Consider the following 16215-nt stretch of genomic DNA (forward strand, 5'->3'; position numbering starts at 1 on the left):
CTCCTACAAGGTCCCGCGCATGCCGGTGATATTACGTCCATGGAACCGCCCACCCGCTACCCAAGTAGCATTCGTCCTCGATGATCGCCTTCGTACACTCATCACTCAGCCACCCCGCGCCGGAGACCACGATGCAGCAGGCTCACAACGACGGTGTGGTCAGCGCCATGTCCCAGGCAACCGACGCCCGGCAGGCAGCCCAGGAGCTGGCGGCGCAGTTGCTGCACCCGCACCTGGGCTTCGTGCTGTTCTTCTGCTCCGCCGAATACGACCTGCAGGCCCTGGGCGAAGCCCTGGAGCAGGGCTTTGGCGGCATCCGCCTGGTCGGTTGCACCAGCGCCGGGGAAATCACCCCGCAGGGCTATGGCCGCAACTGCATAACGGCAGTGGGGTTCGATCATCGGCACTTTTCCATCGCCACCGAGCTGATCGACGAAATGGAGCGCTTTAGCCTGATCGACGCCCAGCAGATGGTCGAGCGCCTGGTCGGCACCTGCCGCAGCAATAACCTGGCGCCGATCAAGGGCCACAGCTTTGCCCTGACCCTGCTCGACGGCTTGTCCAGCCGTGAGGAAATGGTGCTTGCCGCCCTCAGTGCGGCCCTGGGCGACATCCCGCATTTCGGCGGCTCGGCCGGCGACGACAACTACCTGACCCGCACCCATGTGTATTTCGGCGGCGCGTTCCACCACGGCGCGGCGGTGGTGGTGCTGGTCAATACCTGGCTCGACTTCGAAGTGTTCACCACCCACCACATCCTGCCGCGCCAGGAAAAGCTGGTGGTCACCGGCGCCGACAGTGCCCAGCGCCGGGTCTTCGAACTGAATGCCGAGCCAGCTGCCGAGGAATACGCCCGGCACATCGGCGTGCCGGTGGCCGAGCTCGATCATCGTGTGTTCGCTGCCCATCCGCTGGCCGTGCGCATCCACGACCAGTATTACGTGCGGGCGATCCAGCAGGTGCACCCGGACCTGAGCCTGAGTTTCTACTGCGCTGTTGAAAACGGCATCGTGCTTACCGCCATGACCCCGGGCCCGCTGTTGCCGAACCTGCACCAGTTGTTCGACGGCTTGCAGCAGCGCCTCGGCCCGCTACTGCTGACCATCGGTTGCGATTGCTTCCTGCGGCGGCTGGAGCTGGAAGCCCGGGACGGGCTGGAAGCGGTCGGTGCGTTCCTGCGCGAGCAGCGGGTGATCGGCTTCAACACCTACGGAGAACAGTTCGATGGCATGCACATCAACCAGACCTTCACCGGAGTCGCCATTGCCCGCAACCGGCCTCCTGTCGGTCGCTGAACTGCAGGCCGAGGTCGCCCGGCTGCAGCACCAGAACCACAAGCTGCAGCGTATCAACGGCGCCCTGATCGAGCGTATCGAGTCCGGCGTCACGCGTGGCAACGACCCTTATGCCGCGTTTCAGCATTCGGTGGTGCTGGCCGAGCAGGTGCGCGAACGCACCGAAGCGCTGAACCAGGCCATGGCCGAGCTCAAGGCCGTCAACCACCTGCTCAGCGAGGCCCGGCAGCGGGCCGAGACGGCACACCAGCACCAGATCCGCCTGATCACCGACCATGTACCGGCGCTGATCGCTTACCTGAATGCCGACCTGGTCTACGAATTTACCAACAAGGTCTATGAAGAATGGTATTGCTGGCCTCGCGGCGTGATGCTGGGCCAGAGCCTGCGCGAGGCCCACAGCGAGCAGCATTACCAGCGCCTGGAGGCCTACGTGGCGCGGGCGCTGGCGGGGGAGAGCGTAACCTTCGAATTTGCCGAAACCAACATCAACGGCCAGGAACGCTACATGCTGCGCTCCTACGTGCCGAACCGCCTGGCCAATGGCGAAGTGGTGGGCATCTTCGTGTTGATCCGCGACATCACCGAGCGACGCAATACCGCACAGGCGCTGCACCAGGCGTATCAGCACCTGGAGCAACGGGTACGCGAGCGCACGGCCGAGCTGACCAGCCTCAACGAGCAGCTGCTGCGCGAAATCGAGGAGCGCAGCCGGGTGGAATCGCGCCTGCGCGAGGCCAAGCGCGAGGCCGAGCAGGCCAACCTGTCGAAAACCAAGTTCCTTGCCGCCGTCAGCCATGACTTGCTGCAGCCACTGAACGCGGCGCGGCTGTTCACCAGCGCCTTGCTCGAACACCGCGAGCCGCACAACAGTGCTCACCTGGTGCGTAATGTCAGCAACTCGCTGGAGGATGTGGAGAACCTGCTAGGTACCCTGGTGGATATTTCCAAGCTCGATGCTGGCGTGATCAAGGCCGATGTCGCCCCGTTCGCCCTGCGCGAACTGATGGACAACCTCGCTGCCGAATACGCCCAGGTGGCGCGCAGCGAAGGGCTTGAACTGCATTTCGTGGGCTGTTCCGCCGTGGTCCGTAGTGACATCCAGCTGCTGGCGCGGATCCTGCGCAACCTGCTCAGCAATGCCATTCGCTACACCCGCAGTGGGCGCGTGGTGCTGGGCTGCCGGCGCCAGCGTGGCGGCTTGCGGATCGAAGTATGGGACAGCGGGATCGGTATCGCCGAAGAGCACCTGGAAGAAATGTTCCAGGAGTTCAGGCGCGGTGATGTGCAGCGTCCGGACCAGGACCGTGGCTTGGGCCTGGGCCTGGCGATCGTGGAAAAGATCGCCGGCATTCTTGGCCACCGGATTCGGGTGCGTTCATGGCTTGGCAAAGGCTCGGTATTCGCGGTCGAAGTGCCGCTGAGCACCATCGCGCCCAAGGCCCAGCCGAGCCAGGCAATCAGCGAGCCGATGCTCGAACGCCTGCGCGGGGCGCGGGTGTGGGTACTGGATAACGATGCGGCGATTTGCGCTGGCATGCGCACCCTGCTGGAGGGGTGGGGCTGCCGGGTGGTCACCGCGCTGTCGGAGGAGGACCTGGCGCGCCAGGTGGACAACTACCATGCCGAGGCCGACCTGCTGATCGCCGACTACCACCTGGACAATGACTGCAATGGCGTCGACGCCGTGGCGCGGATCAATGCCCGCCGTACCCAGCCCTTGCCGGCGATGATGATCACCGCCAACTACAGCAACGAGCTCAAGCAACAGATCCGCGAGCAGGGCCACACCCTGATGCACAAGCCGGTGCGGCCGATGAAGCTTAAGGCGGCGATGAGCCATTTGCTGGGCAGCCAGGGCTAGCCGTGATGCCAGACAATCGGACCCAAAGGCTGCTCAGTACCTGTAGGAGCAGCCTTGCGCTGCGAAGAGTCCATTACTGCTAGAGAAGATTTTTGCCTTGCCGGCCTCTTCGCAGCACAAGGCTGCTCCTACAGGGCAATGAGGTAGCCTGGGAAAGGAGCAGGGACAGGTCAACGCCGCAGGTAATCACCGAAATCGATATCACCGGCACTGAGGATGGCCTGCACCCGGTTGTGCACGTTGAGCTTGCGCAGGATCGCCGAAACGTGGGCCTTGACCGTGGTCTCGGCGATATCCAGGGTGTAGGCGATCTGCTTGTTCGACTCGCCCTTGGTCATGCGCTCGAGCACCAGCAGCTGCTTGCGGGTCAGAGCCTGGAGCATCTCCGGCGGGAAGCTCGGGGCATCGTTCAGGCGCCGGCTGGTGCTGCTTTTCTGGGCTCGGATGATGTCGGGCGGCAGGTAGACATTGCCGTTGAGGATCTGCTCGATCGCTTCGATCATCTGTGAACGTGGCGAGGACTTGGTGATGAAGCCCACCGCGCCATAAGTGATGGCCTGCAGCACGATCTGCTTTTCCTGCTCGGCCGAGACGATCACCACCGGCGTGGTCGGTGCCTCGTTGCGCAGGGTGATCAGGCCATTGAGGCCATGCATACCGGGCATGTTCAGGTCGAGCAGGATCAGGTCGAGGTCGTCATGTTCGTGGGTCAGCGCCAGGGCGCTGTCCAGGTCGGCAGTTTCCATGACTTCGCTGCCCTGGAAACCATCGCTGATAACGTTGTGGATGGCTTCGCGAAACAGGGGGTGATCGTCGGCAATCAGAATTTTGTACATGGCCTTTTCACCTCGTTTTTATTGGATGGAGCGGGCACGCGTTTGCAGGCGATGAATTCAGGGGAAGGGTTCCGGCTGCGCTGGCTGCAGCGGCAGGTTGGCCTGTTGCCAGGCGTCCAGGCCATCGCGGTACCAATACAGATTCTTATAGCCCAGGGCTTTCGCGCGTTTTACCGCGTTCCAGCTTAACCAGCAATCGGAGCGGCAGTAAAAGACCAGCGGTTGCTCCGTGCGCCCGGCGGTGGCTTTTTGCAGGTTGCGCACGAAGTAATCGTGCCACGCCGGGCTCAGCTCGCCATCGCCGGTGTTGGCCAGCCAGCGGCTGCCGGGGATGTTGGCGTGGGGTTCATCTTCGATGAAGCGGCCTTGCAGCCATTGGCGGCGATAGACGTCGATCAGCACCGGCTTGGGGGTGTGCCCCAGCAGGCCTTGCAGCATGGCGGTGTCGATGACCTGGCCGCCCTCGACCTGCTGTGGGGTCGGGCTGCGGTAGAGGGTGGTGCGGTAGCCGTCGGCGGAGAATAGCGGCGTGGTGTCGGCCAAGGCAGCGCCTAGCGTCAGGCTCAGGGAAAGCGCCGCCAGCAATGGGCGTGGCAGCCGGGGCAGGGCACGTGGCATGGGGGTTGTCCTTTTTGTTATAGGCCCATTACATGCCAGTGGCGGTGCATTGTGAATGCGACGATCAGACAGCAAAGGCAGTACCAAAGTAGTAGAAAGCCGGGCGCGCAAACCTGTGGGAGATTGCCCAACCCTTTGGGCTACGCTGTCGCACAGGGAACAATGTTCGAGAGCGTGTCACCTTCCCTTGTGGGAGCGGGCGTGCCCGCGAACACCGGCGAAGCCGGTGCCATACACCGCGTCGCCTGTTTCGCGGGCGCGCCCGCTCCCACAGGGTTCGCGCTAAGCGATGGATCGCTGCCGCTCAGCGTGGCTTGCGCAGCGCCGCATGCTGGGGGTTGAAGGTGAGGATCGCCAGCAGGGTGAACAGCACGGTCAGCCCCAGGCATACCGCCAGCGCCAGCGGGTTGAAGCGCTCATACAAGGCAAAGCGCACCAGCTCCACGGCATGGGTGAACGGGTTCACTGCACACAGCCAGTACAGCCACTGGCTGGCCTCGCGCATCTTCCACAACGGGTACAGCGCCGAGGACAGGAAGAACAGCGGGAATATCACGAAGTTCATCACCCCGGCAAAGTTCTCCAGCTGGCGAATCGCATTCGATAGCAACAGGCCCAGGGCGCTGAGCATCAGCGCCACCAGCAACAACGCTGGCAGCGCCAGCAACAGGCCCGCAGCCGGTGGCTGCACGCCATACAACCAGGCGATGGCAAGGAAGGCGTACACCTGCAGCAGGGAGATCAACGAGGTCGCCAGCAGCTTGCTGCCGAGCAGGAAGGGCCGCGGCAACGGGCTGGTCAGCAACACGCGCATGCTGCCCATCTCCCGGTCATAGACCATCGACAGCGAGCCCTGCATGCCGTTGAACAGCAGGATCATGCAGGCAAGGCCCGGAATGATGTACACCTCGTAGGGGATGTAGGTGTCGTAGGGCTCGATGATCGCGATGCCCAGGGCCGCGCGAAAGCCGGCGGCGAACACCAGCAGCCACAGCAGCGGGCGCACCAGGGCGCTGAGAAAACGGGTGCGCTGCAGGACGAAACGCAGGCATTCGCGCAGGAGAATGCCGTTGAAGCACTGCCAGTAAGCGTTCATCGGGCATTGGCTCCTGTGGGGGCGCTGGTCAGGCGGGCAAAGGCATGGTCGAGGTCACCGCCGTGCTCCAGGCTCAGGGCATCGGCCGTGCCGCTGGCCACCAGGCGCCCTTGATGCAGGATCAGCAGGTCATCGCTGGGCTGCACTTCGTCCAGCAGATGGGTGGTCCACAGCACACTGAGGCGCTGCTCGCGGCACAGCAGCCGCAGGTGCTGGTTGAGCGCCAGGCGGCTGGCCGGGTCGAGGCCAACGCTGGCCTCGTCGAGCAACAGCAAACGCGGCTCATGCAGCAGCGCGCGGGCAATCTCCACCCGGCGCCGATGGCCGATGTTCAGCGCCCGGACCGGTTCGCGCCGCCGCTCATCGAGCCCCTGGCGGGCCAACTCGGCATCGACCCGAACATTGCCCTGGCGCCGCGACAGGCCGTGCAGCGAGGCGTGGTAGCGCAGGTTCTGCTCCACGCTCAGGTCAAGGTCGAGGGTGCTTTGCTGGAACACCACGCCCAGCTGGCGCAAGGCCGGGCGTGTGGCGTTGCGCAGCGAGCAGCCGCACACGCGGATGTCGCCATGCTGCAGGTCGTACAAGCGGGTGAGCAGGGCGATCAAGGTCGACTTGCCGGCGCCATTGGGGCCCAGCAAGGCGGCGAAGCGCCCGGGCGCCAGGCTGAAGCCGACGTGCCTGAGCGCCTCGCGCTGGCCGTAGGCAAAGCTCACGTCACTGACTTCGAGGGTATTCATGGCGTCACCACCACGCCCCAGGGGTAGCGGCCGACCTTCACCGACTTGAGCACCTTGAGGTTTTTTGCATCGATCACCGAAACGTCGCCACTGACCCCGTTGGTGGCCAGCAACTGGCTCTGGTCCGGGGTGAACGCCAGTTGCCAGACCCGCCGGCCCACCAGCAGGTAGTCGAGTACCTCATAGGTCTTGGCATCGACCACCGCCACATGGTTGGCAGGGCCCAGGGCGACGAACGCGTACTTGCCATCGGCGCTGAGCTTGATGCCTACCGGCTGGACCTTGTCCGGGTGCACGCCCTTGATCTGGAAGTTCAGGGTTTTCAGCACCTGGCGGCTGGCCACGTCGAGGATGGTCACCGTGCCGCCGATTTCTGCCGAGGCCCACAGCCGCGAGCCGTCCTGGCTGAACTCGACGAAGCGCGGCCGCTGGTCCACCGGGGTGCTGTCCGCCAGTGTCTGGGTGCTGGTGTCGATCCAGTGCAGCATGTTGGTGGTTTCGCTGGTGTTGACCGCCCATTTGCCATCCGGGCTCACCGCCATGCCTTCGGGCTCGATGCCGACGTCGATTTGCCCGAGCACCTTGTCGGTCTGGGTATCGATTACCGTCACCAGCGCGTCGTCCTCGTTGGACACGTACAACCAGCGGTCGTTGGGGTGCAGGGCGAACTGCTCGGGGTCCTTGCCGGAGGGCAGTTCCTTGATGATCTTGCGGGTGGCCACATCCATCACTTGCACCCGGTCCGAATCGCTGGCGCAGATGTACAGCAGCGTGTTGTCGTGGGACAGCAGCAGGCCGCGCGGGCGCTGGCCCACTGGCAGGGTTTCGGTGACTTGCAGGGTCTGCATGTCGATCAGGCTGAGGCTGTTGTCCTTCTCGTTCGATACCCAGGCGGTGGCGGCCACGGCGTGCCCGCTGGCAAGGGCCAGGGCGCCCGACAGCAGGCTGGGGTAAAGCAGTGCCCGGTGAAAAGGGGAGCGACGCATGGCGAAATCCTTTTTTGTTGTGGTTATCGGGTCAGGGGTAGCCGCAGGTCACTTCGGGCCTGTCGTAGCCCAGGCTGTCCATTTCGTTGAACGGGTGCAGGAAGCCTTCCTGCGGCGAGGTACTGACCAGGGCCCGCGGCTGCACCAGCGGGATCGGCTGGCGCAGCTCGCCGTTCCACGGGCGGTAGCTGAGCTTGCGGCCCTTGAAGCCGTCCAGCGGCAACTGCTCGCTGAGCAGCAGTTGCTGCAGGGCGCGGGGCTCGGCCTGGCGCAGTTTGCTCACTGCGCTGGCGACGCTGCGCACGGCCATCCAGGCGGCGAAGTCGCGGTCGTTCATCCAGCGCCCGGCCTGGGCTTCGAAGCGCTTTTGCAACTGCGCCGCGCCGAAGGTTTCAACAGTCTTGTGCCAGCCGGTGGGGGTCAGGCCCTGGGTGCCGGCTACCGGCCGCGGATACCAGGTCTGGTAGGGCAGGTACTCGCCGAAGTCGCCGCGTTCGTCAGCCACCAGCACCACGTCGTACTCGGCGGTTTGGGTGAACAGCGGCATGTCGGCCTGGGCGCTGCGGCGCTGGTCGTTGTCGAATGTCCAGGCTTTCTCCGCGACCAGCTGCATGCCAAAGCGCTTCATGGCGCGGCGCAGGGCCGCCGCATAGGCCCGGTCATCGTCGGTCTGGCCGACGACCAACAGCGCCCGCTGCCATTTGCGCATTACCAGGAACTGCGCCAGGGCATCGGCCAGCATGGCGCGGCTGGGCAGGCTGTGCAGCACATTGCCCAGGCACTGGCTGCTGCGCAGGCTGTCGTCCGGGCTGCCGGCGTTGAACAGCAGGCTGTCGGGCAGGGCGGCAGACAGCGCGCGCAGGCTGGCGGCGGGGGCATTTACCACGAACAGCCGCAGGCCCTGGTCATGCTGGGCCTTGGCAGCCTGCAGCAGGGCTTCGGGGCTTTCGACCGTGGCATTGGCCAGGTGGAATTCCTGTTTGAGAAAACGCCCGCTGCTGTTGCTGTCGACAATCGCCAGTTCGGCGCCCTGCAGCCCGGCATCGGTGGGTTCGGGAATGATGTTGGACAGCAGCGGGCCGGGATCGGGGCGATAGCCGAGATAGCCGATGCGCACTTGCAACGGTTCCCCGCCCGGGGCCTGCGCGGCGGGTGCCGGGCTTGCAGAAAACGTTGCGGCCAAGGCCAGCAGGCAGGTCATGGCAAGGTGGGCAGGCAGGCGCATAAGGCAACTCCACGGCAGATGGCGCCAGCATAGGAAGCCCGCCGGGAGGGGGGAATATGCAGAAAGTAGCGCTCGCCCGGTACCAAGGTAGTAATTCACCACATGGGCGCGGGTTTTACGATGGCCGCAGCAACCCCGAGGAGAACTGCCCATGCGCCTTGTCAACCTTTCGGCCCTGTGGCGGATCAACCTCTGGGTCACTTGTTGCTTCGCGATGTTGACGCTGGCCTGTGCCGGGGTGCTGTTGCGCCAGGCGGTGGCTGACGTGGAGCGGGAGTTGCAGTCGGCGCAAGCCGTAGTGGCATACCTCGGCGACACTGCCGAGCACGACCCGCAGAGCCTGCAACCACGGCTGACGCAAAGCCTGCGCCATGTGCGGGTGCACTGGCTGGCGGCGGATGAACCTGCGCGGCTGCCGCAAGCAACCGGCCTGGATGCCTGGCTGGGCCGCCAACTGCTTGGCCAGCGCCATGACAGCAGCCGGCTGCTGGAGCTGGGTGACGGCCGCCGGGTAATGATTGCCGTGGATGCGCGGGATGAAATCGATGAGGTCCGCGACTCGCTGCAGCAGCTGTTGGTCCTGTGCGGCCTGGCGTTGTTGCTGAGCTTGTTGACCATCCGTTGGGCGGTGCGGCGGGGCATGGGCTTGCTGGACGATCTGCTGCAGGCCTTGCGCCAGGTCTCAGGTGGGCAATTGACCGCACGCCTGCGCGAGGCCGGCCTGCCGGAGGCGCGCCAATTGGCGGAGCACTTCAACCGCATGACCGCGTCTCTGGAGCAGGCCCGCTGCGACAATACCCAACTCACCCAGGCCCTGCTGGCGGTGCAGGAGCAGGAGCGCACCCAGTTGGCGCAGACCCTGCACGACGACCTCGGGCAATACCTGGCGGGTATTCGGGCCCAGCTCTGCCTGCTGCGCATGGTCGCCGACCAGCCAACCGCGGTGGCGCAGACGACACGCACCCTGGAGCTCGATTGTGAACGCCTGCAGCAAGGTTTCCGCGCCCTGGTACATGACCTGTACCCGCTGGCGTTGCAGCACATGCCGCTGGCCGAAGCCTTCGGCCTGCTGGTGAGCCAATGGCAGGCCAGCCAGGGTATCGATTGCCGCCTGCGGGTAGGCGAGCATTTGCCGGCACTACCCGGGCCGAGTCGCACGCATTTGTATCGTTTGCTGCAGGAGGCGTTGACCAACGTCGCCCGTCACGCCGGCGCAAGCCAGGTGCGGGTGCGCCTGCAACGCAGCGCCAAGGGCTTGCGCCTGCTGGTTCGCGACAACGGTTGCGGTGCCAGCCAGCCCCAGCGCCCCGGGGTAGGCCTGCACTCGATGGCCGAGCGCGCCCGCAGCCTGGGCGGTGAGCTGCGCATCCTCAGCCGACCGGGTGCCGGCTGGGCGCTGGCCCTGAACATTCCCATGGAGGTGTGATGAATATCGTGTTGGTCGATGACCACGCCGTGGTCCGCCAGGGCTATGCCAGCCTGCTGCGAGCGGTGCTGCCGAAGGTACAGGTGCGTGAGGCTGCCAGTGGCGAAGAGGCGCTGGCGCGGGTTCAGGAACAGGTGCCCAATCTGGTGATCATGGACTTTGGCCTGCCAGGCATCAGCGGCCTGGAAACCACCCGGCGCCTGCGTCAGCGCCTGCCGCAGTTGCGGGTGCTGTTCTTCAGCATGCATGACGAACTGCCGCTGGTGCGCCAGGCGCTGGATGCTGGTGCCTCGGGATACCTGACCAAGAACTCGGCGCCCGAAGTGCTGATCGAGGCGGTGCAGCGGGTGTTGGCCGGGCATGCCTATATCGAACAGCCCTTGGCCACCCAGCTGGCCTGCACGTCACAGCAGAATGCCAGCGACCCGCGCCTGCAGCGCATGACCCAGCGTGAGCTGGAAATTTTCGTGATGCTGGCCAAGGGCACCCCGGTGCGAGGGATTGCCGAGCAGTTGTGCATCAGTGCCAAGACCGTGTCCAACCACCTGACCTTGCTCAAGAGCAAGTTGCAGGTCAGCTCCCATGCCGAGCTGGTGCATCTGGGGATTGACCTGGGGGTGGTGCGGGTGGCGGGGTGAGGTGTTCTGCTACCTGGACGCTGCGCAGAGCCCTGTAGGAGCGGCCTTGTGTCGCGATGGGCCGCAAAGCGGCCCCCAGGGGCTTCAGCGTCAACGCAGCAATCGTCGGGGCTGCTTTGCAGCCCATCGCGACACAAGGCCGCTCCTACAGGGGGCCTGCGCAAGGTAGGATATCGGGCTCAATTGTCCCAGGTCTCGGGGCACCCCTTGCACCCCTCCATGTTGGCCTCCTGAAAATTCCCGTAATGCTGCCGCGCCCCGCGCAAGTCGGCGCGGGCCAGGTTGCTCTGGCCAAACTTGGCCTCTTGCAGGTTGGCATCGCCAAGGTCGGCCCCTTGCAGATCAGCCTTGCTCAGCCAGGCCATTTCCAGGTCCGCCGCGCGCAGGTTGGCCTGCTGCATCTTCGCCCCTGACAACCTTGCGAACTGCAGGTAGGCCGCGCTGAGGTCGGCCTTGGCAAGTTGCGCACCTTGGGCAAACAGGCCCCAGCCCTGAATCGCAACGAGCCGGCTTTGGCTCAGGTCGGCCAGGCGCAGGTTGCTTTGCTGCAGGCTGGCGCGGGTCAGGTTGGCGCCTTGCAGGTTGGCCTTTTCCAGGTTGGCCAGGTCCAGCCGGGCATGGCGCAGGTCCGCATCGCGCAGGTCGGCGCCGGCCAGGTTCATCTTGCGCAGGTCCTGGTTGGCCAGGTTGGCGCCCCGCAGGTCGGCCCCCGGGCACTGGCTGGCTTCGGCAATCACGCAGCCGTTGATGGTCAGGGGGGGATCGTTGCCAGCGTCGTCGGCATTCTCGGCCATGGCAGGAGACAGCACGATCAGCAAGGCAAGTGGCAGGTAGTTCATGGCGATAGGCTCTCAATGTGAAGTCGGGTACGCACCCTGGGGCCGCTTTACGGCCCATCGCCGGCAAGCCAGCTCCCACAGAAACTGCGCAACCCTTGAGACCTGCGCTGTACCTGTGGGAGCTGGCTTGCCGGCGATGGGCTGCCTCGTAGCCCCAGTGATGCGTCAACTCATGCAGTCAACGCTGTGCAGTCTTGTTGTCCCAGCTTGGGATCTTGAACACCCAGAACGAACCGCCCTGGGCCACCGGTTTGGTCAGTTCGGCCATGTCGCCGCCCCACAGCGGTACCGCGCCGCCGTAGCCCACGGTCACGCCGATGTACTGCTCGCCGTCCTGTTCCCAGGTGATCGGCGGCGAGACGATGCCGCTGCCGGTCTGGAACTTCCACAGCTCCTTGCCCGTCTTGGCGTCGAAGGCCTTGAAAAAGCCGTCGCCGGTGCCGGTGAACACCAGGTTGCCCTTGGTCGCCAGCACGCCGGCCCACAGCGGCAGGTGCTCCTTGTGCTCCCAAACCAGCTTGCCGGTGGTCGGGTCCATGGCGCGCAGGGTGCCGACGTGGTCGTCGTACATGCGCTTGATGCGGAAGCCCATGCCCAGGTAGGCCGAGCCCTTCTTGTAGTTCACTTCCTCGGTCCAGTACTCCTCCTTCCACTGGTTGCCGGGGATGTAGAACAGGCCGGTGTCCTGGCTGTAGGCCATGGGGTTCCAGTTCTTGCCGCCAAGGAAGGGTGGCGAGACCTCCACCGGCTTGCCCTTGGTTTCTCCCGGCAGCGGTTTGGCCGGGCGCTGCCCAGGGTTTTCCACCGGGCGCCCGGTCTTGAGGTCGATGTGGCTGGCCCAGGTGATGTTGTCGACGAAGGGGAAAGCGTTCTGCAGTTTGCCGTTGCTGCGGTCCACCACATAGAAGAAGCCGTTGCGGTCGGCGTGGCCGGTGGCCTTGACCAGCTTTCCGTCCTTGCCCTTGTAGTCGAACAGCACCAGCTCGTTGTTGCCGGAGAAATCCCAGGCATCGTTGGGCGTGTGCTGGTAGAACCACTTCACTTCACCGGTGCTCGGGTCGACGCCGACCTGCCCTGAGGTGTACAGGCTGTCGAAGTCATGCGGGTTGCCGTCCTTCGACGTACGTGCCCAGGTGTTCCAGGGGCCGGGGTTGCCGGCGCCGACAATGATGGTATTGGTCTCGGGGTCGAAGCTGGCGCTTTGCCAAGGCGCGCCGCCGCCGTGGCTCCAGGCTTCGACCTTGCCGGTTTCGGTGGTGGGGTCGTCCGGCCAGGACGGCGCCTTGACGTCACCGGTCGGCGTGCTGTCCTTGCCGTTCAGGCGGCCCATGTGGCCCTCGACGAAGGGCCGCATCCACACCTCTTCACCGGTGTCCGGGTCGCGGGCGAACAGTTGGCCGACCACGCCGAATTCATCGCCGGAGCTGCCGTGGATCAGCAGTACCTTGCCGCTGGTCTTGTCCTTGATCAGCACCGGGGCACCGGTCATGGTGTAGCCGGCGGCGTGGTCGCCGAACTTCTTGTTCCACACCACTTTGCCGGTGCGCTTGTCGAGGGCGATGACCCGCGCGTCGAGGGTGCCGAAGTAGATCTTGTCGCCGTAGATCGCTGCGCCGCGGTTGACCACATCGCAGCAGGGGCGAATGTTGTCCGGCAGGCGGTGGTTGTAGGTCCACAGGCGCTTGCCGGTTTTCGCATCGAGGGCGAACACCCGCGAATAGGAGCCGGTGACGTAGACCACGCCGTCGCTGACGATGGCCTGGGATTCCTGGCCGCGTTGTTTCTCGTCGCCGAAGGAATAGGACCACGCCGGGGTCAGCTTGAACACGTTCTTGTCATTGACCTGGGCCAATGGGCTCCAGCGCTGGGCGTTGGTACCCATGCCGTACTGCAGCACATCCTGGGTGGTCAGGTGGTCGTTGGCGATGTCTTCCCACGTCACGTTCTTGCTGGCAGGTGCCGCAGGGGTGGTGGCTGCCGTGGCCACGCTGCCCAGGGCCAGGCTACCGGCCAGCAGCAAGGCTCGCACGCTCAGGGCCAGAGGGGAAAGGGCGGGTAGCGTTCTTGTTGTCATGGTTGCAGTTCCCAGTGGAGGTTTTGGCCTGCACAGGGTGGGACGGGGCGGGCCTTGCGGGATACGGAAAAAGTCCCGCCCTTGCCGGGAATAGTTCCCACGGGGCACCTCATTTGGCCGTTCGCCACAAGCCCTACTACCAAGGGAGTAAGGCGCGGCCACCAAAGCAGCATTCGGCCGCCTGCGGGCTGTTTCTAAGATGGCGACACGGCCTCTGTGGTTGAGGCCTTGCGTGCAATCGTGAGGGCATAAAAATGACAACAAAACGCAACGTCTTGCTGGCTGCCGGGCTGCTTGCCAGTGCAGTGCTGACCGGCACTGCCTGGGCACATGGCAATGTGGTGCCCCAGGCCGTGGAAACCAAGGGCCTGACCCCGATCAAGGACGCTGGCGTAACCCTGGACGGCGATGGCTGGGCAGCGGTCAACCCGTACCGCAGCTCTCCCGAGCACGACAAGGCCGTGGAGATCGGTGCCTCGGCCTACAACCAGAACTGCGCCGCCTGTCATGGCCTGGAGGCCAAGTCGGGGGGCATCGCCCCGGATCTGCGCATGCTCGATGCCGGCGAGGCCGGGGATGAGTGGTTCGTCGAGCGGGTACGCCACGGTGCGGTCCGCGACGGCCGGGTGTACATGCCGAAGATGGCCGACTACCTGAGCCAGGAGGCCCTGTGGGCGGTGCGCACCTACCTGGACAGCGTGCACGTCGAGGAATGACGGCCATGCGTCTGTTGGCGGTGCTGTTCAGTGGCTTGCTGCTGTGCTGCGCGGCGGCGCAGGCGCAGGTGCGCAACTACGACGCGATCATCGCCGCCGGCGAATTGAAGGTGGCTGTGTACAAGGACTTTGCGCCCTACAGTTTCGAGGACCACGGCCAGCCGCGAGGTGTCGACGTGGAGCTGGCGCAGGCCCTGGCCACGGCGTTGGGGGTGCGCTTGCAGCTGATCTGGGCGCCACCCGGGGAAAAGCTCGACGACGATCTGCGCGACTACATCTGGCGCGGCAGCCCGTTGCGCCATCAGCAACTGGCCGACCTGATGATGCGGGTGCCATACGACCATGCCTATGCGCAGCGGCGCAACGAGGTAGGCGAGCTGGAAAACGCCCAGGTGGTCATGTTCGGCCCTTATCAGGAGGAGCGCTGGCAGGTCGCCTATGATCGCCGCCGCCTGCCCTCGGTGGCCAGTGTCGCGGTGTTCCAGCAGCACCCGATCGGGGTCGAGGTGGACAGCGTGCCGTCGTTCTACCTGACTTCTGTGTTCAACGGCATGCTCAGTGCCAAGACCCATCATTACCCCAATGTGCAGCAAGCTTTCGGCGCCATGCAGGCCGGTCAGGTGGACGCGGTGATGGCGATGCGCGGCGAAGTTGACTGGCAACTGCATCAAGCCGCCGACCCGCAGCTGGCCCTGGCGGAAAACGCCTACCCGAACCTTGGCAAGCAGGCCTGGGAGATCGGCATGGCGGTGCATGAAAGCAACCGGCAGCTGGCCTATGCGGTGGAGGAAGCGCTTGAGACGCTGATTCGTGATGGGCGGATGAGGGCGATTTATGCCAGTTATGGCCTGCGTTACCAGGTGCCGGAAATGTATCAGTAACAAGCTTCGCAGGCTTGTGAGTTTGTAAAAGCAACACATCCCCCTGTGGGAGCGGGTTCACCCGCGAAGAATGCGACGCGGTATATGGCACCGGCTTCGCCGGTGTTCGCGGGTGAACCCGCTCCCACAAGGACCGTGCACTGTCAGCCAGGTTTGCGTTGATCAAAAGGAGTGGGCGATGAACTGGCGAGCGACTTTCCTGCTGGCCTGCTGGATGCCCTGGGCCGCACAGTCCCAGGCCAGCGAGCCGAGTAACCACAAGGACCCGGTGCCGTCGGTGATGTGGGACTTCTACCACAAGCAGCTGCTGGGCCAGGCCGCATTCGTGTTCGATGATCGGGTCAAGCTGCTGGCGCCACCCTTTGCCGAGGACGCACGCCAGGTGCCGTTGGAGATCGACGCTCGGGCGTTCAGCGGCGAAGTGGTGCGGATCATTGCCTGGGCCGAACTCAACCCGCTGCCGCGTATCGTCGACTTCCAGCCTGGCGAGCGCGTGCTGCCCTGGTTGTCGATCCGCATCCGCGTCGAACAGGCCACACCGCTGCGTGCCGCGGTGCTGACCCGCGACGGCCTGTGGCATGTCGGCTCGACCCTGATCGATGCTGCCGGCGGCGGTTGTACCGCGCCCAGCGTGGTACGCACTCAGCCCGGCTGGGAGGAACACCTCGGTGAAGTCCTGGGCGGGCGCTACCCGCGTGGCGACAGCAGCCGCCTGCGCCTGCAGGTGGCCCACCCGATGGACAACGGCCTGGTCAGCGGTATTCCCGAATTCTTCCTCAACCATGCCGAGTTGCAAGGCGCGGATGGCCAGCGCCTGGCCAGCCTGGAACTGTACCCGGCGGTCAGCGAAAACCCCAACCTGGGCTTCGACATCCAGGGCCCCGGGCCAACCCGGTTGGTGTTGCAGGACAACAGCGGCAACCAGTTCGAGGCGGCAGTGCCCTGAACGCGTTGCCCGACTCCATCCCTGACCAGAGGCGCCCG

15 protein-coding genes are annotated in these 16215 nt (G+C 64.9%); 7 read left to right on the forward strand and 8 right to left on the reverse strand.

The annotated features are described in order from the left end of the window. The first annotated feature begins 131 nt into the window (after positions 1 to 131). Both nosP and GEV38_RS11900 read left to right on the forward strand, forming a co-directional pair. The gene (nosP, locus tag GEV38_RS11895; protein ID WP_013972164.1) at positions 132 to 1295 is read left to right on the forward strand and encodes a nitric oxide-sensing protein NosP; all 1164 of its coding nucleotides are present in this window, start codon (positions 132 to 134) and stop codon (positions 1293 to 1295) included. Beyond that, positions 1264 to 3159, forward strand: a complete 1896-nt coding sequence (locus tag GEV38_RS11900; RefSeq protein WP_015270042.1) for a NahK/ErcS family hybrid sensor histidine kinase/response regulator — start codon at positions 1264 to 1266, stop codon at positions 3157 to 3159. Before nosP ends, GEV38_RS11900 begins: the two co-directional genes overlap by 32 nt. A 170-nt stretch (positions 3160 to 3329) precedes the next feature. Here the strand turns inward: GEV38_RS11900 and GEV38_RS11905 are convergent, their stop codons facing one another. The 6 genes from GEV38_RS11905 to GEV38_RS11930 form a co-directional block, all read right to left on the reverse strand. Then, positions 3330 to 3995, reverse strand: a complete 666-nt coding sequence (locus tag GEV38_RS11905) for a response regulator transcription factor (protein ID WP_013972165.1) — start codon at positions 3993 to 3995, stop codon at positions 3330 to 3332. 57 nt (positions 3996 to 4052) lie between these two features. Next, positions 4053 to 4613 carry a PQQ-dependent catabolism-associated CXXCW motif protein gene (locus GEV38_RS11910; RefSeq protein WP_054572886.1) on the reverse strand — a complete coding sequence of 187 codons (561 nt, stop codon included), beginning with the start codon at positions 4611 to 4613 and terminating at the stop codon, positions 4053 to 4055. A gap of 304 nt (positions 4614 to 4917) precedes the next feature. After that, entirely contained in the window at positions 4918 to 5709 is a 792-nt protein-coding gene (locus GEV38_RS11915) for an ABC transporter permease (RefSeq protein ID WP_013972167.1), read from the reverse strand. Then, complete coding sequence (locus tag GEV38_RS11920; protein WP_015270045.1) at positions 5706 to 6446, reverse strand: ABC transporter ATP-binding protein; 741 nt, start codon at positions 6444 to 6446, stop codon at positions 5706 to 5708. The genes GEV38_RS11915 and GEV38_RS11920 overlap by 4 nt, the downstream gene beginning before the upstream one ends. Then, a complete protein-coding gene (locus tag GEV38_RS11925) occupies positions 6443 to 7432 on the reverse strand; it encodes a YVTN family beta-propeller repeat protein (RefSeq protein ID WP_054572885.1) in 990 nt (329 codons plus the stop codon). The genes GEV38_RS11920 and GEV38_RS11925 overlap by 4 nt, the downstream gene beginning before the upstream one ends. Positions 7433 to 7463: 31 nt before the next feature. Next, positions 7464 to 8657: an ABC transporter substrate-binding protein gene (locus GEV38_RS11930; protein WP_054572884.1), complete on the reverse strand. Its 1194-nt coding sequence runs from the start codon at positions 8655 to 8657 to the stop codon at positions 7464 to 7466. Positions 8658 to 8808: 151 nt separating this feature from the next. Here GEV38_RS11930 and GEV38_RS11935 point away from each other — a divergent pair, with 151 nt between their 5' ends. Both GEV38_RS11935 and GEV38_RS11940 read left to right on the forward strand, forming a co-directional pair. Continuing rightward, positions 8809 to 10083: a histidine kinase gene (locus tag GEV38_RS11935; protein WP_054572883.1), complete on the forward strand. Its 1275-nt coding sequence runs from the start codon at positions 8809 to 8811 to the stop codon at positions 10081 to 10083. Continuing rightward, positions 10083 to 10721: a response regulator transcription factor gene (locus GEV38_RS11940; protein ID WP_003257635.1), complete on the forward strand. Its 639-nt coding sequence runs from the start codon at positions 10083 to 10085 to the stop codon at positions 10719 to 10721. The genes GEV38_RS11935 and GEV38_RS11940 overlap by 1 nt, the downstream gene beginning before the upstream one ends. A gap of 179 nt (positions 10722 to 10900) precedes the next feature. Here GEV38_RS11940 and GEV38_RS11945 read toward each other — a convergent pair whose 3' ends face one another. Further along, positions 10901 to 11560 carry a pentapeptide repeat-containing protein gene (locus GEV38_RS11945; RefSeq protein WP_054573834.1) on the reverse strand — a complete coding sequence of 220 codons (660 nt, stop codon included), beginning with the start codon at positions 11558 to 11560 and terminating at the stop codon, positions 10901 to 10903. A gap of 178 nt (positions 11561 to 11738) precedes the next feature. After that, positions 11739 to 13634: a quinoprotein ethanol dehydrogenase gene (gene exaA, locus GEV38_RS11950; protein ID WP_013972174.1), complete on the reverse strand. Its 1896-nt coding sequence runs from the start codon at positions 13632 to 13634 to the stop codon at positions 11739 to 11741. A 254-nt stretch (positions 13635 to 13888) separates the two neighbouring features. Here exaA and pedF point away from each other — a divergent pair, with 254 nt between their 5' ends. The 3 genes from pedF to GEV38_RS11965 all read left to right on the forward strand — a co-directional run bounded on the left by pedF (position 13889) and on the right by GEV38_RS11965 (position 16177). Continuing rightward, complete coding sequence (pedF, locus tag GEV38_RS11955) at positions 13889 to 14350, forward strand: cytochrome c-550 PedF (RefSeq protein ID WP_013972175.1); 462 nt, start codon at positions 13889 to 13891, stop codon at positions 14348 to 14350. Positions 14351 to 14355: 5 nt separating this feature from the next. Continuing rightward, positions 14356 to 15231 carry an ABC transporter substrate-binding protein gene (locus GEV38_RS11960; RefSeq protein WP_054573833.1) on the forward strand — a complete coding sequence of 292 codons (876 nt, stop codon included), beginning with the start codon at positions 14356 to 14358 and terminating at the stop codon, positions 15229 to 15231. A gap of 178 nt (positions 15232 to 15409) precedes the next feature. Further along, positions 15410 to 16177 (forward strand): quinoprotein dehydrogenase-associated SoxYZ-like carrier, encoded by a 768-nt coding sequence (locus GEV38_RS11965; protein ID WP_015270052.1) that lies wholly within the window; start codon positions 15410 to 15412, stop codon positions 16175 to 16177. Positions 16178 to 16215 lie beyond the last annotated feature (38 nt).

Origin of the sequence: Pseudomonas sp. 13159349 (assembly GCF_013305685.1) — a bacterium.
Lineage (GTDB): Bacteria > Pseudomonadota > Gammaproteobacteria > Pseudomonadales > Pseudomonadaceae > Aquipseudomonas > Aquipseudomonas asiatica.